Raw genomic sequence first — 22016 nt, forward strand, 5'->3', positions numbered from 1 at the left:
GGCGGCGGCCAAAACAGGTGCAAAAAGAAGCGCGGGTCTGTATGATGGCGGTTTTCATTTTGCCGCCGTTTTTGCACATGAAAGCAGCAACCGACCTGATTGCCGTCATTCTTTTTTTCCTGACCTACATCCTCACCAAAAACATTATTTGGGCGACAGCCGTCGCCGTTGCCGCAGGCATCGCCCAGGCGGCGTTTTTATGGTGGAAATTCCGCCGTCTCGAAACCATGCAGTGGCTGAGCCTGCTGCTGATAGTCGTCTTCGGCGGCGCAACCATCCTCACGGGCGACCGCACCTTCATCATGTGGAAACCCACCCTGCTCTTTTGGTGCGGCGCGGCGGCGATGGCGGCAGCGGCGCTGATGAAGAAAAACGGCCTGCGCGCCCTCTTGGGCAAGGAAATCGAGCTGCCCGACGCGGTATGGAAAAAGCTCACAGCCGCATGGATTGCCTTTCTGGCCGCGATGGGCGCCATCAACCTCGCCGTCGCCTACCCCTTTACCGCCGAACGCGAAGCCGTTTGGAACAACTACAAATTCTTCGGTTCCACCACCCTGATGTTTCTTTTCTTTCTGGCGCAGGGCATCTACCTGAGCCGCCACCTCACGCAGGAACAAAAAAATGACTGAACAATACTACATGCTCTTGGCCACCGACGACGAAGACGTGCGCGAAGCCCGCGCCCAAGCCCGCCCCGCCCATCTGGCGCGGCTGGAACAGCTCCAAGCCGAAGGCCGCCTGCTCACCGCCGGCCCCAATCCCATGCCCGACGATCCCGACAGCGTTTCCGGCAGCCTGATTATCGCCGCCTTCGATTCGCTCGATGCCGCGCAGGAATGGGCGGAACAAGACCCCTACGTCGAAGCGGGCGTTTACGCCGAAATGCTCATCAAGCCCTACAAGGCCGTTTTCAAATAACGGAGCGGGCATGGAACAGGAAATTCAGACGGCCTTGCAGCACCTGCATCCCGACGTATTCGAATTTGCCGACGAAAGCCACCTCCACGCGGGGCACGCCGGCAACACAGGCGGCGGCCACTACCGCGTCCTTATTGTCAGCGCCGCTTTCGAAAGCCTGCCCCGCCTTCAACGCCAGCGCATGGTCAAAGAACCGCTCGACGCCCTCTTCAAAGCCGGCCGCATCCACGCCCTCGCCATCCGCGCCCTCACCCCCGACGAATTTTTCAACTGACCCACCCAAAGCGAGAAAACCATGAAAAAAACCCACATTGCCCAAGCACTGCTCATCACCGCCCTCTCCGGCAGCCTGGCCGCGCAAACCCTGGTAACGGTAAACGGCACCAAAATCGACAGCAGCGAAATCGACCGCCAGGTCAAACTCATCCGCGCACAAAACCCCAAAGTCCCCGACGGCCCCGAAATCCGCGACGAACTGCTCGGCGACACCGTCACCCGCATATTGGTTGCCCAAGAAGCACGCCGTCTGAAACTCGACCAGAGCGCCGAATTCAAAACCGCCTCCGAAAACGCCCGCAAAGCCGCGCAAAAAGCCGGCGACGACAAAAAAGCCGGCTTCAAACAACAATGGGAAGACTTCCAAAACGAGCTGCTCAACCAAGCCTTCGCCGCCCACATCGTCCAAACACAGCCCGTCAGCGAAGCCGACGCCCGCAAAACCTACGACGAAATGCAGGCCTACTACAAAGGCAGCGAACAAATCCAACTCGGCGAAATCATGACCCCGAAAAAAGCGGATGCCGAACAAGCTGTTAAAGACCTGAAAGCGAAAAAACCCTTCGCCGACACCGCCCGCAAATACTCCGTCGACCCCGCAGCCAAACAAAACGGCGGCATCAACAGCGAATACGACGCCCTCAAAGACCTCGAAAAAGCCGCGCCGCCCGTTTACGCCGCCGTCAAAGACCTGAAAAAAGGCCAGTTCACCGCCACACCCGTCAACGGCAACGGCGTATACGGCGTCTTCTACATCAACGACCGCCGCCCCATGCAGATTCCCGCCTTCGACCAAGTCAAAGCCGGCATCACCCAAAACATGATGCAGCAGAAACTCGAAAACGCCGTCGGCAGCCTCTACCAAAAAGCCACCATCACCCCGGCCAAATAAACCCACAGGACACACCATGAAACACAAACCGCTGCTCACCTTCATCGCCCTGGCCGCCGCCGGCATCGCCGCCGCGGCCGCCCCCAAAATCGACGGCGCCCGCATCGACGTCCTCCTCAAACAAATGACCGAAATGGCGCCCGAAGGCGCGGGCGAGCCCCCTGCCGACATCCGTGCCCAAATCGAAAAAAGCCTGGCCGCCGACGAAGTCCTCAAAGCCGAAGCCCTCAAAGCCGGACTCGACAAACAACCCGAAGTCCGCGCCCGCTGGCAAAACACCGAAGCCCGATTTTACGCCGACCAATACGCCGACCACCTCGCCGCCACCGTCACCGTAGACGACGCCGAACTGCGCGCCGCCTACGCCGAACAGACCCGCGCCGTCAAACTGCAACAAGTCGGCTTCCCCACCGAAGCCGAAGCCCTCGCCGCCCAACAGCTGCTGCTCAAAGGCCTCAGCTTCGAAAAACTGATGGAGCACCACCCCAACCCCGCGCAGGCGCAGCTTGCCAAACCCGTCGCCCTGGCCGAACTGCCGCCCGAACTGGCCGCCGCAGCCGCCCCCATGCAGCGCGGCGAAATCAGCCGCAAGCCCGTCCCCTTCCAAGGCGGCTTCTACCTGCTGAAAATCGCCGCCGTCGAACAGGCCGCCGACGCCCCTCCTTTCGACCAGCTCAAAGACCAAATCGCCGCCCTGCTCAAACAGCGAAAAACGCAGGAAAAAATCGCCGCCCTGCTCAAAGAACACGGCATCGAAATGTAAATCTGCCGCAGGCAAAAGGCCGTCTGAAACCCGTTTTTCAGACGGCCTTGTTTCCCCGCACGCTTTCCCGCAAAACACCAAACCCGTGCACATCACCGCGCGACGTCCTGCCAAAACGACAAAAGGCCGTCTGAAACCATACGCAGGAGGTTCCAGCCCAAGCGGTGCACACGTTCCATGCGATGCCTGCCATCCGCACAAAGGCCGTCTGAAACCCACGTCCCGACAACACAAGCGCCCCATCCGCCCTAAAACCCGCGTACGACGCCGTACGACGTCCTGCCAAAACAGCAAGAGGCCGTCTGAACATTCCCTTTCAGACGGCCTCTTGCCCTTTCAGATTCAGACGGCCTCCGCCACCAGCTCCGCTATTTTTTCGCTCGCCCCCCGATGCCGCGCGACAAAGCCGGCGGCACGGGCGGCGAAGGGCGCGCGTCCGGATTCACCGTCCAGCCACTGCCGCGCCGTGTCCAGCCATTCTTCCGCGTCCGCCACCTGATGCGCCGCGCCTGCCGCCAGCGCCTCGGCGCAGACGGCGGCGAAGTTGTAGGTGGAAAAACCAAACATCACGGGCTTGCCGCAAGCCATCGGCTCGATGGGGTTTTGACAGCCGCTGTCCACCAGGCTGCCGCCGACAAATACCGCGTCGGCCATCGCGTAATAGGCGTAAAGCTCGCCCATGCTGTCGCCTATCCACACCTGCGTGTCGGCAGCTATGGCCTGTCCGCTGCTGCGCCGCTGCGTACGGAAACCGAGCGATAAGGCCGTCTGAAACGCGTCGTCGAAGCGTTCGGGATGGCGCGGCACGACAACCAGCAGCGCATCGCCGCGGTATTCCCGCCACGCGCGCAGCAGCAAAGCCGCTTCGTCTTCGCCGTGGTAAAAACGCGTGCTGCCGCACACCAGCACCTTGCGCCCGCCCGCCAGTGCGCGGAACTGTGCGCCCAAAGCGAGCTGCCCGGTCGGCGGCGCGATGTCGTATTTGGTGTTGCCGCACACCACGGGAGCAGCCGCACCGAGGCTTTTCAGACGGCCTGCATCGGCCTCACTCTGCGCGTAGCAGCCCGCGAGCGACTGCATGGCGGGGCGGATAAGGGAAGCGGCTTTTTGGTAGCCGCGCAGCGATTTTTCCGACAGGCGGGCGTTGGCGAGAAACAGGGGAACGCCTTGCGCGGCGCAGGCGGCGGCCAAGTGCGGCCAGATTTCCGTTTCCATCAGAATGCCCAAACGCGGCCGGTGTTCGGCAAGAAACTGCGCGACGTATTCGGGCTTGTCGTAAGGCAGATAGCGGCATTGCGCGTCGGGATACAGGCTTTCGGCGGCGGCGCGGCCGGTGGGCGTCATTTGTGTCAGCAGCAGCGGCGCGTCGGGAAAACGGCGGCGCAGCGCGGCCAGCAGCGGCGCGGCGGCGCGGGTTTCGCCGACCGACACCGCGTGCAGCCAAATCGGATTCCGCACAGGCGCGGGATGCGGCACGCCGAAGCGCTCGCCCCAATGTTCGAGATAGGCGGGATTTTTGCGCGCGCGGCGGCGCAGATAGCGGCGGATCAGCGGCGGCGCGATGCGCCACAGGATGCGGTAGAGAAAGGAGAGCAACATTAGGAAGAGGCCGTCTGAACAAAAGCGTATTGTAGCTTTTAACTTCGTTGAAGCCACGCTGAGACCTTTGCAAAATCCCCCCAAAATCCCCTAAATTACCACCAAGACATTTAGGGGATTTTCCATGAGCACCTTCTTCCGGCAAACCGCACAAGCCATGATTGCCAAACACATCGACCGCTTCCCACTATTGAAGTTGGATCAGGTGATTGATTGGCAGCCGATCGAACAGTACCTGAATCGTCAAAAAACCCGTTACCTTAGAGACCACCGCGGCCGTCCCGCCTATCCCCTGCTATCCATGTTCAAAGCCGTCCTGCTCGGACAATGGCACAGCCTCTCCGATCCCGAGCTCGAACACAGCCTCATCACCCGCATCGACTTCAACCTGTTTTGCCGTTTTGCCGTTTTGACGAACTGAGCATCCCCGATTACAGCACCTTATGCCGCTACCGCAACTGGCTGGCGCAAGACGACACCCTGTCCGAACTGCTGGAACTGATTAACTACCAACTGACCGAAAAAGGCCTAAAAGTAGAGAAAGCATCCGCCGCCGTCGTTGACGCCACCATTATTCAGACCTCCGGCAGCAAACAGCGTCAGGCCATAGAAGTCGACGAGGAAGGACAAGTCAGCGGTCAAACCACACCGAGCAAAGACAGCGATGCCCGTTGGACAAAGAAAAACGGCCTCTACAAACTCGGTTACAAACAACATACCCGTACCGATGAGGAAGGCTATATCGAGAAACTGCACATTACCCCCGCCAATACTCATGAGTGTAACCATCTGTCGCCTTTGCTGGAAGGGATATCCGGGGAGGATTAAGGGGGTATTTGGGTAGAATTAGGAGTGATTTGGGGCGAAAACAGCCGAAAATCTTTGTTTAGGTTCCGGCTGTCGAAGGAAGGGCTTTTTTGCAAAGGTCTCGGATAGACAGTATTCCGAATTGCGAAAGCAAGATGGATGAAGGTGATTTATTACATTTGTATAAAGATCAGACAAATTAATTTTAAATAGGAGCTTAACAATGAAAAACATTGAAAACTACATGGTATTGACAGAAGCCAGTTATACTGACTTTTTTGGATTGGAACTTTCAGCAGATAACAAATCCAAAATTGAGAAAGCAATTAAAAATGAAGGGGATGATAACGGTAAGACAAAAAGCGGAATAGCCAAATATATTGCTGACAGATACAACGTTATTGACCATTGCACGGACGAAAATCATCCGGCAAGCACAGATCGGCCGTATTCCAAATCCGATTTTGGATTTTCGGCAACCCTGTTCCAAGACAAGACTACAAAAGAATATGTTTTTGCTATAAAAGGTTCCAAGGGGACATATGACCTTGCTATTGCAGATGCAGGCGACATCGCCAACGACGGACTTGCCCACCATCAAATCGTCAATATGTACAATTTCCGGCAGAGCATTGTTCAGGATGAGTTTAGACCGGCAGAAACCGCAGCAGACCTTTCAGGCTGCCTGATTGGAAACAGTCAGGCAGCCTGAAAGGTTTTGGGAATTGCTTGCAATTGGTTTTGCGGCGGCGTAAGCTGCGAAATGCATATCAAACAAGGAGAAAAGCGATGCTGGGATTGCTGGTACTTTTTATATTGGGCTTATGGCTGCTGCTGACGCTGCTGGCGATGGTGTTCGGCTACAAAGCGGGCAAATGGCTGACGGGTAGGAGATGGGCGGGGCTGCTGGGCATGTTTGCCGGCTTTATGCTGCTGATGGGCGGCCAAGTTACCCATTGGGTGATGGAGTACCGAGAGGCCAAGGCCTATGCGGCATCGGTATGCGGCCTGGCGGGCTATAAGATTTACGTGCCGCCGGAGGAATGGAAAAAAACGGTGTCGGAAGAGGAATGGAAGCAGATGGCGGAGTTTAAGTCTTGGCTGGTCGATCCGACGGAGAAAAACGGGCCGAAGACGCTTGTGTTTGAGGGGGAGGAGTATAAGAATAGTAAACAGAAAAACAATAGGATTACTGTTTATCGAAGATTTTCAGGAGAAATGTATACGCATATTTTTGAGATTTTATATTATGATGTCAAACGAAAGGAGGTGCTTTTTAAAACAACAGATGTTTATACGGGAGTAGGCAGTTCTGGATTGGCTTCACTAACTGATTTTAAATCTTGGCTGAACGACATTCCCGACTGCCCGAGCAGCAAACAATCCAGCGAATTATTGGATATTTATTTTGAACCATTGGAGCGTTATCGTGAAAAACATTGAAAATTATGTATTACTGGCAGAAGCAAGCTATTCGGACTTTTCTAAAATTGATTTTAAACTTCCAAATATTAGTGAGCAAATTGAAAACGCAATAATTGAAGAGAATGACGGCAAAGACGAATCCAAATCCGGACTGGCCGCATATGTCTCCGACAAATACAATGTAATTGCCCACTATAAGGATGCGGACAACAGTTCTTGGGCTGTGTCCGATATGATCGAAATGGTGGGAAGCGGCGAGACCGGATTCTCCGCAACCTTGTTTCAGGACAAAGACACAAAAGAGTATATCTTTGCCATCAAAGGCACGCTCAGCTTATATGATTTGGTTGCCGTGGACGGAGGGGATATCGCCCTTGACGGTTTGGCACACCATCAAATCGTCAATATGTACAATTTCCGGCAGAGCATTGTTCAGGATGAGTTTAGACCGGCAGAAACCGCAGCAGATTTTTCAGGCTGCCTGATTGGAAACAGTCAGGCAGCCTGAAAGGTTTTGGGAATTGCGTGCAATTGGTTTTGCGGCGGCGTAAGCTGCGAAACCGTATTTCAAACAAGGAGAAAAGCAATGCTGGGATTGCTGGTACTTTTTATATTGGGCTTATGGCTGCTGCTGACGCTGCTGGCGATGGTGTTCGGCTACAAAGCGGGCAAATGGCTGACGGGTAGGAGATGGGCGGGGCTGCTGGGCATGTTTGCCGGCTTTATGCTGCTGATGGGCGGCCAAGTTACCCATTGGGTGATGGAGTACCGAGAGGCCAAGGCCTATGCGGCATCGGTATGCGGCCTGGCGGGCTATAAGATTTACGTGCCGCCGGAGGAATGGAAAAAAACGGTGTCGGAAGAGGAATGGAAGCAGATGGCGGAGTTTAAGTCTTGGCTGGTCGATCCGACGGAGAAAAACGGGCCGAAGACGCTTGTGTTTGAGGGGGAGGAGTATAAGATTAATATGCAACAAGACAATCGGCTGACAAGCTATATGAGATCAACTGGAAAATACTATACAAGAGTTTCTGAAATTTTATTTTATGATGTCAAAAGAAAGGAGGTGCTTTTCAAACGAGTAAATGTTTATACAGGGGTAGGCAGTTCGGGATTGGCCTCTATGACCGATTTTAAATTTTGGCTGAATGACATTCCTGATTGTAGAAGTGAGAAAGATTCAGGGCAGTTGCTGCGTCTTTATTATCGTGATGATTTAAATTAATCTAACTGAGGTGTGAACATGAAAAATATTGAAAACTATGTATTACTAGCAGAAGTAAGTTATTCGGACTTTTCAAAATTAGACCTACCATCAAAAGATGGTAATAAAACAGAAACTCAAGACGCAATAATGAAAAACGGAGATAAAAAAGACGAATCCAAATCCGGACTGGCCGCATATGTCTCCGACAAATATACCGTAGTTGCCCATTACGAGGATGCGGACAACAGTTCTTGGGCTGTGTCCGATATGATCGAAATGGTGGGAAGCGGTAAGACCGGATTCTCCGCAACCTTGTTTCAGGACAAAGACACAAAAGAGTATATCTTTGCCATCAAAGGCACGCTCAGCTTATATGATTTGGTTGCCATGGACGGAGGGGATATCGCCCTTGACGGTTTGGCACACCATCAAATCGTCAATATGTATAATTTTTGGCAGAGTATCGTGCAGGAAGAGTTTAAACCTGCAAGAATCGAAACGGATTTGGCTCTGACTGCCCAATATCAGGTGAAAAATCCCCATTCCGTTTTGGGAATAAATGCCTTCTCCGAATATCTTTCGCAAAACAAATTGGAAAACCAAGGTTATTTCCTTGATTCGGGAAAAGTCAAACGGATTGTTTTCTCCGAAAATGCGGTAAAGGGAAAAGGTTTGAAAGAAGTAGCGGAGCAAAAAGTAACCGTAACCGGCCACAGCTTGGGAGGCCATCTGTCGGCTGCATTTTCCCGACTGTTTCCCGATGCGACCAAACATGCCTATATGGTCAATGGGGCGGGTTTCGGCTCTCTGACAAATTTGGTTGGGACAAACAATGAGGGAAATATACGTATGGTTTTCTCTTCATTGGGAGGTGCTGCAAAATTCGATCCTGCAAAAATCACCAACATTATCGGCGATAAAAGCATGAATTTCATCGCCCAAAACTGGAAAATTGGCCTGCAACAGCCGGGGAAGTCAACCGAAATCTTTATTGAAGACAATGCAATGGGCCAGACTTTGGGACACGGTATGCCGCAAATGAGCGACAGTATGATGACCGCCTCACTGTTCTTCGCATTGGACAAATCCCTCCAAGACAAAAGCCTTGCCGACGCTTTGGATTTCGTCAACCCGCTGTTCCAATCGGCGGAGAACGACGAAGAGAACACTTTGGAAGCAACCGTTCATATGCTGGACAAGCTGGTCAACGGCAGTAAAGCTGTCGAAATCGCAAAAGGCGATCGTAATACGCTTTACGGGCGGATGGCGAAATTAAAGCTGCAGATTTCCAAGCTTGGAGACGGCTTCTCCGTATCCCGTTTGTCCGACGTGCCCGATCTGGCCGCCAAGGCCGCCGCAGACACGCCCGAAGGTTTGGCCTACCGCTATGCCCTGCGCGAACTGAATCCGTTTGCAATCGTCGGTTTCGATTACGGCAGCCATAATCAAAACGGCTCATTGGATCTTTATTCCGCCGCCAATCCCAACGGTATGAGTGCCGAATACATACGCGACCGTGCACAAATGCTGCATTGGAACAGTTATTACGCGCAAGAAAACAAACCGTACGGCAGCCAAGTCAGCTCGTGGTCGTTCCGTGATGATTTTATTTATCAGGATCTCAACCGCAATATCACGCTTGATCTTGACGGTTTCAACCCTGCCTCTACGCAGACCGGCCATATCCTGTTCGGCAGCGAAGCCCGGCAAAACACACTGACCGGCAGCAGCATTGGCGACAGCCTTTACGGCGGTGTGAAGAACGACGTGCTTGACGGCAAAGGCGGCGCAGATTACATGGAAGGCGGCGCAGGCTTCGATACCTACTACATCGACGGCAACGACACCGTCCGCGACAGCGACGGCACCGGCAAAATCGTCTTCAGCGGCGGATTGCTGCACAGCGAAGCAACCGCCGCAAACTTTGTCCGCGATTCGGATGGCACCCAAGACATCTGGTACAGCGTCGGCGAAAACGGCATGCGCGACGGCAGAATGACAGCCAAAAAGTCGGGGCAGGATCTCATCATCACCCGCGCAGGAGACAGCGTTCTTCTGCGCGGTTTTTTCGACACCGCCAAAAACACTTCAGACGGCCTCTCCGCCCTCGGCATTACCCTGGCAGAGGCGCAAACGCCGCAAACCGCCGATACCGGCGCATGGGAAAACGCCCCCCATTCCGCCAATCTCTACAACACCTTCTACCTCAATGCCCGTAAAAGTTTCGCCGTCAGCGGAGGCTTGAAAGACGATATTGTTTTCGCCGGCACAGCAGATGCTTCGCTGATTCAAACCGGCGCGGGCAACGACAGGGTGTACGGCAGCATGATGGCCGACAAAATCTATGGCGGCGACGGCAACGACGTGTTAAACGGCAGTTCCTATGCGGGAATACGCAGTGTCGAAGAAATGGCCAAGGATGCCGATCTGATAGTCGGCGGCAACGGCCGCGATATCATCAGCGGCATGGCGGGAGACGACATTATCCATACCGGCAACGAAGGGGAACACCTGCTTGCGGCAGGCAGCGGCGAACGCGGCGACTGGGCAACAGGCGGACTTGGCGACGACAAAATCTATGGAAGCACAGGCAACGATTTCCTCAGCGGCGCGGAAGGTTCGGACACCATATACGGCGGAGCCGGCGACGATGTGATCTTGGGCGATGCCTTTATGCGCGGCGGAGCCAAATCCCGTCCGATTTATGTTGAGGCCACCATCGGCGAGCCGTTTTACGGCGGAGTGGTCGGAATCGGCGGGATAGTTGGAATCGGCGGCATCATACCGCCTTCGGTACACAAACCGTTGATCGGCAGAACGCATACCTATACCGATCAGGACGGTTGGAAAAGCGAAACGCTCAATGTGGCAACGGCCATACATTCCGATACCGACAAATGGTCGGTATCGGTGGATTGGGAAAAAGGCGATTACGGCCTGCAGGCAGCGGTTGCTCCGGTTAAAGAAGAGCACCGTGTCGCGCAGGACGGCGCGGCCGACTATCTTTACGGCGGCAGCGGCCGCGATCTGATTATCGGCCAAGACGGCGGTGACTTTCTGTTTGGCGGGGAAGGCGACGACATCCTGTGGGGCGACGACAACCGCGACCAGACGGTCAGCGGCCACGATTACCTTGACGGCGGCGCGGGCAACGACACCCTTTACGGCGGTTTGGGCAACGACAGCCTGACCGGCGGCGCAGGCAACGATATTCTGTATGGCGGCGAAGGCCGCGACAACTACTGGTTCCACAGCAGCGACCTGCGCAACGGCGACAACGACATACTGGAAGACAGCGACGGACTGGGCAACATCATGCTCGACGGCCGCAACATTGCCGAAGCAGACTGGGAAGCCGACGAGGGAGGTACAAGCTGGCACGCCGCATCCCGAGGCTGGACCTTGAGCCGCGACGGCGGCGACCTGCTGTTTGCCATCGACGGCACGTCCGGCAGCATCCGCATCCGCAACCACCGCGAAGGCGCTTTGGGGTTTGATTTGCCCAAACCCAACCGCGCCCCCGAAGTGCGCGAAGCGGCCGAAGACCTGACGCTCGACAAAGCAGGTTATTTCAGCTTCAGGCTGCCTGATACCCTGTTTGCCGATCCCGATAGCGTGTACGGTGATTTCTTGCGCTACAGCGTCACCCTGGCCGACGGCAGCGCACTGCCGCCGGGCATCCACGGCGTCTATTTCAACGCCGCCACCCGCACCGTCAGCGGCTACGCCCCCGATACGGGCTTGGATATGCTCCTTACCGCCACCGACCGCAAAGGGCTCGCCGCTTCGCAAAACTGGTCGGTACGCATCAAAGCCGCCGAAGAGACGCAGCCTGAAAAACCGCAGCCGCCGCAAGAGCATGACACCGATGAAAACGATACCGTACAGCCGGTTTACGGCAGCAGCGGCGACGACACGCTGACCGGCGGCGGGCGCCGCGACCACATCCATGCCTTAAGCGGCAACGATACCCTTGAGGGCGGCGCAGGCAACGACTGGCTCTACGGCGGCACCGGCGACGACACCTACCGTTTTGCCGCAGGCGACGGCGCCGACTGGATACAGGACGAGGGCGGCAGCGACAGCATCGTACTGGCAGGCATCCGCAGCGATCAGGCACGCTTCCGCCGCGAAGAAGACCATCTGGCGGTATACGGCTACCACGAAGGCGACGTTGTGCGCGTCCACAACTTCTTTGCCGGTAGTGAACACCGTATCGAACAATTCCGCTTTGCCGACCGCACGCTGAGAGCTGAAGACTTCCTGCGCTATGCCGATGCCGGCCAATACGTTTCCCGCCTGGTTTCCGCCGCAGCCGACGGCTACGACGAGCGTTACAGCGGCAGCCAAAGCCTGCACGGCAGCACCGGCAACGACGTGCTGCACGGCGAAGAGGGCAACGACCACCTGTATGCCTATTCCGGCAACGACCTGCTGGTCGGCGGCAAAGGCAACGACTGGCTCTACGGCGGCACCGGCGACGACACCTACCGTTTTGCCGCAGGAGACGGCGCCGACTGGATACGCGACGACGGCGGCAGCGACAGCCTGCACTTCACCGGTTTGGACAGCCGTGACGCTTCGTGGCGCAGAGAGGGCGATCATCTGGCTTTGTTCGGACGGAACGGCGATGTGGTGCGCATCCACGATTACTTTGCCGGCTCCGCACACCGCATCGAACGGCTCGCCTTTGCCGACCGTACGCTGGACAATCCCGATTTCGCCGCCCACGCCCAAGCGGCCGACGGGCTGATACAGGCGATGTCGGTATTTGGCGGGGGCAGCGGAGCAATGTCGGCCTCTGCCGATACGGCGTCCGTTTCGCAACCGCTGCTGGCTGCCCCTTCGTCTTTTTGAGGCAGAAACAGGGGTTGAGGCCGTCTGAAAGCGAAGCCCGGCGAAGTTGAAACCGCCGTACACGCAACAGGAGGCCGTCTGAAACCGTTTCAGACGGCCTGAGACCTTTGCAAAAAAAGCAGCCGAAGGCAGGTATTCCTGCCTTCGGCTGCTTTTTTTTAAATTTCCGATATTTTTAAGACGAATTGAGACCTTTGCAAAATCCCCCCAAAATCCCCCCAAAATCCCCTAAATTACCACCAAGACATTTAGGGGATTTTCCATGAGCACCTTCTTCCAACAAACCACACAAGCCATGATTGCCAAACACATCGACCGCTTCCCACTATTGAAGTTGGATCAGGTGATTGATTGGCAACCGATCGAACAGTACCTGAACCGTCAAAGAACCCGTTACCTTCGAGACCACCGCGGCCGTCCCGCCTATCCCCTGCTGTCCATGTTCAAAGCCGTCCTGCTCGGACAATGGCACAGCCTCTCCGATCCCGAACTCGAACACAGCCTCATCACCCGCATCGACTTCAACCTGTTTTGCCGTTTTGACGAGTTGAGCATCCCCGATTACAGCACCTTATGCCGCTACCGCAACCGGCGGCGCAAGACGACACCCTGTCCGAATTGCTAAAACTGATTAACCGACAACTGACCGAAAAAGGCCTAAAAATAGAGAAAGCATCCGCCGCCGTCATTGACGCCACCATTATTCAGACCGCCGGCAGCAAACAGCGTCAGGCCATAGAAGTCGATGAAGAAGGACAAGTCAGCGGCCAAACCACACCGAGTAAAGATAAAGATGCCCGCTGGACAAAGAAAAACGGTTTATACAGACTCGGTTACAAACAACATACCCGCACCGATGAGGAAGGCTATATCGAGAAACTGTACATCACCCCCGCCAATACCCATGAGTGCAGCCACCTGTCACCTTTGTTGAAAGGTATAGCCGAAGGCACGACCGTCTATGCCGATAAAGGCTACGACAGTGCGGAAAACCGGCAACATCTGGAAGAGCATCGGTTGTTGGACGGCATTATGCGCAAAGCCCACCGCAACCGTCCGCTGACGGAAGCACAAACCAAACGCAACCGATATTTGTCGAAGACCCGTTATGTGGTCGAACAAAGCTTCGGTACGCTGCACCGTAAATTCCGCTACGCCCGGGCAGCCTATTTCGGGCTGATTAAAGTGAGTGCGCAAAGCCATCTGAAGGCGATGTGTTTAAACCTGTTGAAAGCGGCTAACAGGCTAAGTGTGCCTGTTTGCGCCTAAAAGGCGGGGTCGGATGCCTGATTATCAGGTATCCGGGGAGGATTCAGGGGGTATTTGGGTAGAATCAGTGGATATTTGAAACAAAAACAGCCAAAAATCTTTATTTAGGTTTCGGCTGTCGGGGAAAAAGGAATTTTGCAAAGGTCTCGGCTTTTTTTCTCAAAAATCTTATCATATAAATAATGGAATGCTATATAATAACAGCCTTTCGAAATATGATGAGAAACTAAAATGACACAAACCACACTCAAACCCATCGTTTTATCTATTCTTTTAATCAGCACTCCCATCCTCTCCCAAGCGCATGAAACCGAGCAGTCGGTTGACTTGGAAGAGGTTACCGTCGTCGGTAAAAGCCGTCCGCGCGCCACTTCGGGTCTGTTGCACACTTCGACCGCCTCCGACAAAATCATCTCCGGCGATACCTTGCGCCAAAAAGCCGTCAACTTGGGTGATGCTTTAGACGGCGTACCGGGCATTCATGCCTCGCAATACGGCGGCGGCGCATCCGCTCCCGTTATTCGCGGTCAAACAGGCAGACGGATTAAAGTATTGAACCATCACGGCGAAACGGGCGACATGGCGGACTTCTCGCCCGACCATGCCTTGATGGTGGACAGCGCCTTGTCGCAACAAGTCGAAATCCTGCGCGGTCCGGTTACGCTCTTGTACAGCTCGGGCAATGTAGCCGGTTTGGTCGATGTTGCCGATGGAAAAATCCCCGAAAAAATGCCTGAAAACGGCGTATCGGGCGAAGCCGGATTACGTTTGAGCAGCGGCAATTTGGAAAAACTGACATCCGCAGGCATCAATATCGGCTTGGGCAACAACTTCGTGCTGCATACTGAAGGCTTGTACCGCAAATCAGGCGATTACGCTGTACCGCGCTATCAAAAAGAAGAAGGCCGTCTGAAACGACTGCCCGACAGCCATGCCGATTCAAAAACAGGCAGCATCGGCCTGTCTTGGGTTGGGGATAAAGGTTTCCTCGGCGTGGCGTACAGTGACCGTCGCGACCGCTACGGCCTGCCTGCCCACAGCCATCTCTACGACGACTGCCACGCCGACATCATCTGGCAGAAAAGTTTGATTAACAAACGCTATTTGCAGCTTTATCCGCACCTCTTGACCGAAGAAGACGTCGATTACGACAATCCGGGTTTGAGCTGCGGTTTCCACGACGATGATAATGCACACACCCATGTCCACAACGGCAAACCGTGGATAGACCTGCGCAACAAACGCTACGAACTCCGCGCCGAATGGAAGCAACCGTTCCCCGGTTTTGAAGCCCTGCGCGTACACCTGAACCGCAATGACTACCACCACGACGAAAAAGCAGGCGATGCAGTAGAAAACTTCTTCAACAATAAAACACACAACGCCCGTATCGAGTTACGCCACCAACCCATAGGCCGTCTGAAAGGCAGCTGGGGCGTACAATATTTGGGACAAAAATCCAGCGCGCTTTCCGCCATTCCCGAAACCGTCCAACAACCGATGTTGATTGACAACAATGTGCGCCATTACAGCTTTTTCGGTGTAGAACAGGCAAACTGGGACAACTTCACGCTTGAAGGCGGCGTACGCGTGGAAAAACAAAAAGCCTCCATCCAGTACGACAAAGCATTGATTGATCGAGAAAACTACTACAACCAACCCCTGCCTGACCTCGGTGCGCACCGCCAAACCGCCCGCTCGTTCGCACTTTCGGGCAACTGGTATTTCACGCCACACCACAAACTCAGCCTGACCGCCTCCCATCAGGAACGCCTGCCGTCAACGCAAGAACTGTACGCACACGGCAAACACGTTGCCACCAACACCTTTGAAGTCGGCAACAAACACCTCAACAAAGAGCGTTCCAACAATATCGAACTCGCGCTGGGCTACGAAGGCGACCGCTGGCAATACAATCTGGCACTCTACCGCAACCGTTTCGGCAACTACATTTACGCCCAAACCTTAAACGACGGACGTGGCCCCAAATCCATCGAAGACGACAGCGAAATGAAGCTCGTGCGCTACAACCAATCCGGCGCCGACTTCTACGGCGCGGAAGGCGAAATCTACTTCAAACCGACACCGCGCTACCGCATCGGCGTTTCCGGCGACTATGTACGAGGCCGTCTGAAAAACCTGCCTTCCCTACCCGGCAGGGAAGATGCTTACGGTAACCGTCCTTTCATCGCACAGGACGACCAAAACGCGCCTCGCGTTCCGGCTGCGCGCCTCGGCTTCCACCTGAAAGCCTCGCTGACCGACCGTATCGATGCCAATTTGGACTACTACCGCGTGTTCGCCCAAAACAAACTCGCCCGCTACGAAACACGCACGCCCGGACACCATATGCTCAACCTCGGCGCAAACTACCGCCGCAATACGCGCTATGGCGAGTGGAATTGGTATGTCAAAGCCGACAATCTGCTCAACCAATCCGTTTACGCCCATAGCAGCTTCCTCTCTGATACGCCGCAAATGGGCCGCAGCTTTACCGGCGGCGTGAACGTGAAGTTTTAAAATCGGACAGGCAGAGACCTTTGCAAAATTCCTTTTTCCCCGACAGCCGAAATCTAATTAAAGATTTTCGGCTGTTTTTGTTTCAAATATCCACTGATTCTACTCAAATACCCCCCCCCTTAATCCTCCCCTGATACCCGATAATCAGGCATCCGGGCCGCCTTTTAGGCGGCAACAGGCACACTTAGCCTGTTAGCCGCTTTCAACAGGTTCAAACACATCGCCTTCGGGATCGGAGAGGCTGTGCCATTGTCCGAGCAGGACGGCTTTGAACATGGACAACAGGGGATAGGCGGGACGGCCGCGGTGGTCTCGAAGGTAACGGGTTCTTTGACGATTCAGGTACTGCTCGATCGGTTGCCAATCAATCACCTGATCCAACTTCAATAGTGGGAAGCGGTCGATGTGTTTGGCAATCATGGCTTGTGCGGTTTGCCGGAAGAAGGTGCTCATGGAAATCCCCTAAATGTCTTGGTGGGAATTTAGGGGATTTTGGGGGGATTTTGCAAAGGTCTCAGCCTGCTTCCCGCTCCTGCCAGTTGAAACATGCCGCCAAATCGGTATTGAAATGTGCGCCGATGTTTTGCCGCCTTGCGTATGCGGCTTGGGCGACGGCGAGGCTGCATTCGAGCAGGTTGCGGTTTTCGTATTCGGACGCGGTGTGCGGCTCGGCTTGGTTTTGCTTCCAAAGCCGCAGTTGGGCGATGGCGCGGCGCAGGCCGGTATCGTTGCGGAGGATGCCGAGATGGCGTTGGTTGAACGCTTGCAGGACGGGGCGGCTGAATGTGTTTTGGAGGCCGTCTGAAAAGATGCCTGCTTCGGCGGAGGGGTTTTCAGACGACCTTTGGGGCGGTGCGGTTTGGAACGCTTGTCCGTCTGCGATGGTTTGGGCGGCAAGCCTGGCGGTAACGACGCATTCGAGCAGGGAGTTGCTGGCGAGGCGGTTGGCTCCGTGCAGCCCTGTGCAGGCGGTTTCGCCTAAGGCGTAGAGCTGCGGCAGGGAGGTTCTGCCACTGGGGTCGGTTTGGATACCGCCGCAGGTGTAGTGTTGCACGGGGCGGACGGGGATGGCTTGGCGCGTGATGTCCAAACCGCATTGGGACAGGCAGTGCCGATGGATGGACGGGAAATGCTGACGGACGAACGCTGCAGGTTGGCGGCTGATGTCGAGCGAGACGAAATCTTGCGTTTGTTTGGCGATTTCGGCGGCGATGGCGCGGGCAACGATGTCGCGCGGCGCGAGTTCGGCGCGGCGGTCGTAATGCGGCATAAACCGTTCGCCCGCTTGGTTGCTCAGAATGCCGCCTTCGCCGCGCACGGCTTCGGAAATCAGGAAGGTGCGGCTGTTTTCAGACGGCCTTGCCAAGCCTGTGGGGTGGAATTGGATAAATTCGAGGTTTTCGACTGCGCAGCCTGCGCGTATCGCCATGGCGATGGCGTCGCCCGTGCATTCAGGCGGCGTAGTGGTGGCGGCGTAAATCTGTCCCAAGCCACCGCCTGCGAGTACGGTATGGCGGGCGCGGATACGGTAGGTTCCTTGCGTTCGGCGGTCGAGGACGGTCAGTCCGCACGCCGCGCCTGATTCGGTTTGGATATCCAACGCCATCTGCTGCTCGTAAACGCGGATGTTCGGGCGGCGGCGTATTTGGGCAATCAGGCTCTGCATGACGGCTTCGCCCGTGTAGTCGGCGACGTGGGCGATTCGGCGGCAGGTATGCCCGCCTTCGCGCGTCAGGTGCAGGTCGTTATGATTCCGGTCGAACGCCACGCCTTGCGCCAGCAGCCATTCGATTGCCGGTTTGCCCTGCGACAGGATGGCGCGGACGGCGGCTTCGTCGCACAAACCCGCGCCCGCTTCTAAGGTATCGGCAACGTGTTTTTCGATGTCGTCCTCTCCCGACCACGCCGCCGCAATCCCGCCTTGCGCATGACGGCTTGCGGTGTCGTCCAGCCGGTTCTTGCACAAAATGACGATGCGGAACGATTCAGGCAGAGACAGGGCGAGCGTCAGTGCCGCCAGCCCGTTTCCGGCAATCAATACGTCGCAATCGGTTTGCATGGTGTTGTCCTTGTTTGTGAGGTCGTCTGAAACGGCAATATTGACGGCAAATCAGGCGGGTCCCATACCGTTGAACACATCCCCGCGTTTGAGTCCTGCCGCGAAGTCGAGCATACGCTGCAAAGGCAGTTTGGCGGCTTCGCCCAGCTTTCTGTCCAACAGGATTTCGTTGTGTCCGCTTGTCAGGGCGTATTTGATGCCGCCCAGCGAATTCATCGCCATCCACGGGCAGAACGCGCAGCTTTTGCAGCTTCCGCCGTTGCCCGCCGTCGGTGCGGCGATAAATTCTTTGTCGGGCGCCTGCTTTTGCATTTCGTGCAGGATGCCTAAATCGGTTGCCACGATGAATTTCTTTTCAGGGCGCGATACGGCGGCTTTCAGCAGTTTGCTGGTCGAGCCGACCACGTCGCCCAGTTCGATGACGCTTTGCGGCGATTCGGGATGAACCAGCACCACCGCGTCGGGATGTTCCACCTTCAACGCCGCCAGTTCTTGCCCTTTGAATTCGTTATGGACGATGCACGAACCCTGCCACAACAGCATATCCGCGCCCGTTTCGCGGCGGATGTAGTCGCCGAGGTGGCGGTCGGGCCCCCAAATCAACTTCTCACTGCGCGATTTCAGATACGACACGATTTCCAACGCCACCGAAGACGTTACCACCCAATCGGCACGCGCTTTCACGGCAGCGGAAGTGTTGGCGTACACTACCACCGTACGGTCGGGGTGTTGGTCGCAAAACGCCGAAAACGCCTCCTCGGGACAACCCAAATCCAAAGAACATTCCGCTTCCAAATCAGGCATCAGCACCGTTTTTTCAGGGCAGAGGATTTTCGCGCTCTCGCCCATGAAGCGCACGCCCGCTACCACCAATGTACCGGCTTCATGTTCCGCACCGAAGCGCGCCATTTCCAGCGAATCGCCCACACATCCGCCCGTTTCCAAAGCCAAATCCTGAATCAGCGGATCAACATAATAATGCGCCACCAAAACCGCGTTTTTCTCCTTCAGCAAAGCCTTGATTTCGTCTTTCAGACGACCTGCCGTCTCGCGGTCGGGCGTATCGGCAACCTTCGCCCACGCCTGACGGATTTGGCAGGCGGAAGTCGGCGTTTGGATGAGGGGCATATCGTAGTCGAACGAGCGGCGGGCGGCGGTTTGCATGATGTTTCCTTGTAGCTGGTTTTCAGACGGCATAAAGGTTTGCCGTCTGTTTTTCAAACTGTTTTATATTATGCTCAATTTGAGTATAATATGCAAGGTCGTCTGAAAACAGGTTTGCGATACCGCAAAACCGACCCGCTTCGTTCCGACAAACCGCTTTGGTTTACAATAAAACCTTTCCCACCCGCAGAAAGCCGAGCATGGACGCCTACCCCGAAGCCGAAGCCCCGCCGGAAAGCATCGTCGAGCTGGTTCCTGTATTGATTGCCGTTACCGATGGCGGCCTGCGGGTATTGACCGTCGCCCAAGGCACGCTCCTGCCCAACGGCCCGCTCTCCCCTCTGCGCAATTCCCTGCAGGCAGGCGTAAAGCTGTGGGTCGCCAAGCAGACTTCGCAGCCTATGGGCTATGTGGAACAGCTTTACACCTTTGTCGATACCCACCGTCGCAACGAACACGGCATGCCCGTCTTGTACGTCAGCTACTTGGGGCTGGTGCACGAGGCAGCCGACAGCATCCTGCATCCCGACGCGAAATGGCAGGACTGCTACGACTATTTCCCGTGGGAAGACTTGCGCACCGACGGCGGGCAGCGAGACGCCATCGTCAGCCGCCTGCGCATTTGGGCAAACTCGGCGGACACGGAGGAAGTCCGCCAAAAGCGGCTCAAGCGCATTCATTTGTGTTGGGGGGTCGAACTGGAAAACTGGTCGGAAGAATACGTTTTGCAACGCTATGAAATGCTGTATGAAAGCGGCCTGATAGCGGAAGCCGCCGAGCCGCAGGCAAACTTCGACTTCGCGCTCACGGGGCAGCCCATGCGCCACGACCACCGCCGCGTGTTAGCAACCGCCCTGTCCCGCCTGCGTGCCAAAATCAAATACCGCCCCGTGATTTTCGAACTGATGCCGCCCGAATTCACGCTGCTGCAACTGCAAAACAGCGTCGAAGCCATCAGCGGCAGATTACTACACAAGCAAAACTTCCGCCGCCAAATTCAGCAGCAAAACCTCATCGAGCCGTCGGATACCGGCGTATCGGGCAGCAAAGGCCGTCCCGCGCAGCTTTACCGCTTCCGCGACGACGTCCTGCCCGACAGGCTGATTTCGGACATCGGACTGCCGCTGGGCAGCCGTTAGCCCGTTTTCAGACGACCTATAGTGGATTAACAAAAATCAGGACAAGGCGACGAAGCCGCAGACAGTACAGATAGTACGGAACCGATTCACTTGGTGCTTCAGCACCTTAGAGAATCGTTCTCTTTGAGCTAAGGCGAAGCAACGCCGTATTGGTTTTTGTTAATCCACTATAAAATGAAGTTTTGCATCATCGGTGCAACATCAATCTTTTTCAACAAAGGAAACCCCATGTCGTCTGAAAACACCCTCTTCCCCCTGCCTGACAACCTGTTGCGTCCCATAGTCGAACAAGCCCTAAGCGAAGATTTGGGCAGGCGCGGCGACATTACGTCCGCCGCCGTCATCGCGCCCGACAAAACCGCCAAACTCTTCCTCGTCAGCCGCGAAGACGGCGTCATCGCCGGCATGGACTTGGCGCGCCTCGCCTTTCAGACGATGGATCCGTCCGTCCGCTTTCAAGCCGAAATCCAAGACGGGCAAGCCGTCCGCGCAGCTCAGACGCTTGCCGCCGTCGAAGGCAATGCCCGCGCACTGCTTGCCGCCGAACGCACCGCGCTCAACTACCTCACGCACTTAAGCGGCATCGCCACAGCCACCGCGCTTGCCGTTGCCGAAGTCGCCGAATACGGTACAGACATCGTGTGCAGCCGCAAAACCATCCCCCTGCTGCGCGTCCTGCAAAAATACGCCGTCAGGGCGGGCGGCGGCGTGAACCACCGCATGGGCTTGGACGACGCCGTACTCATCAAAGACAACCACCTCGCCTATTGCGGCAGCATCGCCCAAGCCGTGCTGCAGGCAAGACAGGCGGTCGGACCGTTGACTTGCGTGGAAATCGAAGTGGACACGTTGGCACAACTGGACGAAGCCATCGCGGCGGGCGCGGAACGGATTTTGCTGGACAACATGGACGATGAAACCCTGAAAGAAGCGACAAACCGCTGCCACACGCAAACCACCCACCCACACACCATCTATTGCGAAGCATCGGGCGGCATCGGCTTCGACCGCCTGAAGCGCGTAGCGCAAACCGGCGTGGACGGCATTGCCCTCGGCTATCTGACTCACAGCAGCCGATCGCTGGACATAGGTTTGGATTTCGTGGCGTAAGTTCAATTACA

The 22016-nt window shown here is 55.8% G+C and carries 16 protein-coding genes and 3 pseudogenes; 15 read left to right on the forward strand and 4 right to left on the reverse strand.

What is annotated here, in order from left to right; genetic code table 11:
- Nucleotides 1–77 precede the first annotated feature (77 nt).
- Genes ACG2K1_RS09600 through ACG2K1_RS09620 form a run of 5 tightly spaced genes read left to right on the forward strand, consistent with a single transcriptional unit; the run spans nt 78 to nt 2849 of the window.
- The gene (locus ACG2K1_RS09600; protein ID WP_036495635.1) at nt 78–629 is read left to right on the forward strand and encodes a septation protein A; all 552 of its coding nucleotides are present in this window, start codon (nt 78–80) and stop codon (nt 627–629) included.
- On the forward strand, nt 622–918 hold the full coding sequence (locus ACG2K1_RS09605) for a YciI family protein (protein WP_009425451.1): 297 nt from the start codon (nt 622–624) through the stop codon (nt 916–918). Before ACG2K1_RS09600 ends, ACG2K1_RS09605 begins: the two co-directional genes overlap by 8 nt.
- A gap of 10 nt (nt 919–928) precedes the next feature.
- A complete protein-coding gene (locus ACG2K1_RS09610) occupies nt 929–1192 on the forward strand; it encodes a BolA family transcriptional regulator (protein WP_009425452.1) in 264 nt (87 codons plus the stop codon).
- Between the two features lie 21 nt (nt 1193–1213).
- The gene (locus tag ACG2K1_RS09615) at nt 1214–2086 is read left to right on the forward strand and encodes a peptidyl-prolyl cis-trans isomerase (protein ID WP_395429090.1); all 873 of its coding nucleotides are present in this window, start codon (nt 1214–1216) and stop codon (nt 2084–2086) included.
- A 16-nt stretch (nt 2087–2102) separates the two neighbouring features.
- On the forward strand, nt 2103–2849 hold the full coding sequence (locus ACG2K1_RS09620; protein ID WP_395429091.1) for a peptidyl-prolyl cis-trans isomerase: 747 nt from the start codon (nt 2103–2105) through the stop codon (nt 2847–2849).
- Between the two features lie 342 nt (nt 2850–3191).
- On the opposite strand, the gene waaA is transcribed toward ACG2K1_RS09620, so the two are convergent.
- Nucleotides 3192–4448 (reverse strand): lipid IV(A) 3-deoxy-D-manno-octulosonic acid transferase, encoded by a 1257-nt coding sequence (gene waaA, locus ACG2K1_RS09625; protein WP_395429092.1) that lies wholly within the window; start codon nt 4446–4448, stop codon nt 3192–3194.
- A 124-nt stretch (nt 4449–4572) separates the two neighbouring features.
- Between waaA and ACG2K1_RS09630 the strand changes: the two are divergent.
- From ACG2K1_RS09630 to znuD, 8 genes and pseudogenes are all read left to right on the forward strand, one after another.
- Nucleotides 4573–5261: pseudogene (locus tag ACG2K1_RS09630) on the forward strand (IS5 family transposase); the annotation flags it as partial.
- Nucleotides 5262–5478: 217 nt separating this feature from the next.
- Nucleotides 5479–5967: a hypothetical protein gene (locus ACG2K1_RS09635; protein WP_395429093.1), complete on the forward strand. Its 489-nt coding sequence runs from the start codon at nt 5479–5481 to the stop codon at nt 5965–5967.
- Between the two features lie 77 nt (nt 5968–6044).
- The gene (locus ACG2K1_RS09640) at nt 6045–6698 is read left to right on the forward strand and encodes a hypothetical protein (protein WP_094030998.1); all 654 of its coding nucleotides are present in this window, start codon (nt 6045–6047) and stop codon (nt 6696–6698) included.
- Entirely contained in the window at nt 6685–7188 is a 504-nt protein-coding gene (locus ACG2K1_RS09645) for a hypothetical protein (protein ID WP_395429094.1), read from the forward strand. The genes ACG2K1_RS09640 and ACG2K1_RS09645 overlap by 14 nt, the downstream gene beginning before the upstream one ends.
- Nucleotides 7189–7266: 78 nt before the next feature.
- Nucleotides 7267–7905 (forward strand): hypothetical protein, encoded by a 639-nt coding sequence (locus ACG2K1_RS09650; RefSeq protein ID WP_377079149.1) that lies wholly within the window; start codon nt 7267–7269, stop codon nt 7903–7905.
- A 129-nt stretch (nt 7906–8034) separates the two neighbouring features.
- Nucleotides 8035–12744, forward strand: coding sequence for a calcium-binding protein (locus tag ACG2K1_RS09655; RefSeq protein ID WP_395429095.1), 4710 nt, complete (start codon nt 8035–8037; stop codon nt 12742–12744).
- Nucleotides 12745–13006: 262 nt separating this feature from the next.
- A pseudogene (locus ACG2K1_RS09660) lies at nt 13007–14013 on the forward strand (IS5 family transposase).
- A gap of 231 nt (nt 14014–14244) precedes the next feature.
- On the forward strand, nt 14245–16533 hold the full coding sequence (gene znuD, locus ACG2K1_RS09665; RefSeq protein ID WP_395429096.1) for a TonB-dependent zinc receptor ZnuD: 2289 nt from the start codon (nt 14245–14247) through the stop codon (nt 16531–16533).
- Between the two features lie 225 nt (nt 16534–16758).
- On the opposite strand, the pseudogene ACG2K1_RS09670 reads toward znuD, so the two are convergent.
- The 3 genes and pseudogenes from ACG2K1_RS09670 to nadA form a co-directional block, all read right to left on the reverse strand.
- Nucleotides 16759–16986, reverse strand: a pseudogene (locus ACG2K1_RS09670) (transposase); the annotation flags it as partial.
- 61 nt (nt 16987–17047) lie between these two features.
- Nucleotides 17048–18592 (reverse strand): L-aspartate oxidase, encoded by a 1545-nt coding sequence (nadB, locus tag ACG2K1_RS09675; protein ID WP_395429097.1) that lies wholly within the window; start codon nt 18590–18592, stop codon nt 17048–17050.
- A 51-nt stretch (nt 18593–18643) separates the two neighbouring features.
- Nucleotides 18644–19756, reverse strand: coding sequence for a quinolinate synthase NadA (gene nadA / locus ACG2K1_RS09680; RefSeq protein WP_049230404.1), 1113 nt, complete (start codon nt 19754–19756; stop codon nt 18644–18646).
- Nucleotides 19757–19956: 200 nt separating this feature from the next.
- Here nadA and ACG2K1_RS09685 point away from each other — a divergent pair, with 200 nt between their 5' ends.
- Entirely contained in the window at nt 19957–20895 is a 939-nt protein-coding gene (locus ACG2K1_RS09685; protein ID WP_395429098.1) for an NrtR DNA-binding winged helix domain-containing protein, read from the forward strand.
- 228 nt (nt 20896–21123) lie between these two features.
- Nucleotides 21124–22005 (forward strand): carboxylating nicotinate-nucleotide diphosphorylase, encoded by an 882-nt coding sequence (gene nadC / locus ACG2K1_RS09690; protein ID WP_395429099.1) that lies wholly within the window; start codon nt 21124–21126, stop codon nt 22003–22005.
- The last annotated feature ends 11 nt before the right edge of the window (nt 22006–22016 follow it).

Source organism: Neisseria sp. 23W00296 (assembly GCF_044772855.1).
In the GTDB taxonomy this organism is placed as follows: domain Bacteria; phylum Pseudomonadota; class Gammaproteobacteria; order Burkholderiales; family Neisseriaceae; genus Neisseria.

Bases quoted from the DNA above. Each gene is read 5' to 3' on its own strand.
- ACG2K1_RS09685 (WP_395429098.1), top strand. From the start codon at position 19,957: ATGGACGCCTACCCCGAAGCCGAAGCCCCGCCGGAAAGCATCGTCGAG.
- nadB (WP_395429097.1), bottom strand. From the start codon at position 18,592: ATGCAAACCGATTGCGACGTATTGATTGCCGGAAACGGGCTGGCGGCA.
- ACG2K1_RS09650 (WP_377079149.1), top strand. From the start codon at position 7,267: ATGCTGGGATTGCTGGTACTTTTTATATTGGGCTTATGGCTGCTGCTG.
- ACG2K1_RS09620 (WP_395429091.1), top strand. From the start codon at position 2,103: ATGAAACACAAACCGCTGCTCACCTTCATCGCCCTGGCCGCCGCCGGC.
- ACG2K1_RS09605 (WP_009425451.1), top strand. From the start codon at position 622: ATGACTGAACAATACTACATGCTCTTGGCCACCGACGACGAAGACGTG.
- ACG2K1_RS09610 (WP_009425452.1), top strand. From the start codon at position 929: ATGGAACAGGAAATTCAGACGGCCTTGCAGCACCTGCATCCCGACGTA.
- nadC (WP_395429099.1), top strand. From the start codon at position 21,124: ATGTCGTCTGAAAACACCCTCTTCCCCCTGCCTGACAACCTGTTGCGT.
- ACG2K1_RS09640 (WP_094030998.1), top strand. From the start codon at position 6,045: ATGCTGGGATTGCTGGTACTTTTTATATTGGGCTTATGGCTGCTGCTG.
- ACG2K1_RS09635 (WP_395429093.1), top strand. From the start codon at position 5,479: ATGAAAAACATTGAAAACTACATGGTATTGACAGAAGCCAGTTATACT.
- nadA (WP_049230404.1), bottom strand. From the start codon at position 19,756: ATGCAAACCGCCGCCCGCCGCTCGTTCGACTACGATATGCCCCTCATC.
- znuD (WP_395429096.1), top strand. From the start codon at position 14,245: ATGACACAAACCACACTCAAACCCATCGTTTTATCTATTCTTTTAATC.
- ACG2K1_RS09600 (WP_036495635.1), top strand. From the start codon at position 78: ATGAAAGCAGCAACCGACCTGATTGCCGTCATTCTTTTTTTCCTGACC.
- waaA (WP_395429092.1), bottom strand. From the start codon at position 4,448: ATGTTGCTCTCCTTTCTCTACCGCATCCTGTGGCGCATCGCGCCGCCG.
- ACG2K1_RS09615 (WP_395429090.1), top strand. From the start codon at position 1,214: ATGAAAAAAACCCACATTGCCCAAGCACTGCTCATCACCGCCCTCTCC.
- ACG2K1_RS09655 (WP_395429095.1), top strand. From the start codon at position 8,035: ATGAAAAACGGAGATAAAAAAGACGAATCCAAATCCGGACTGGCCGCA.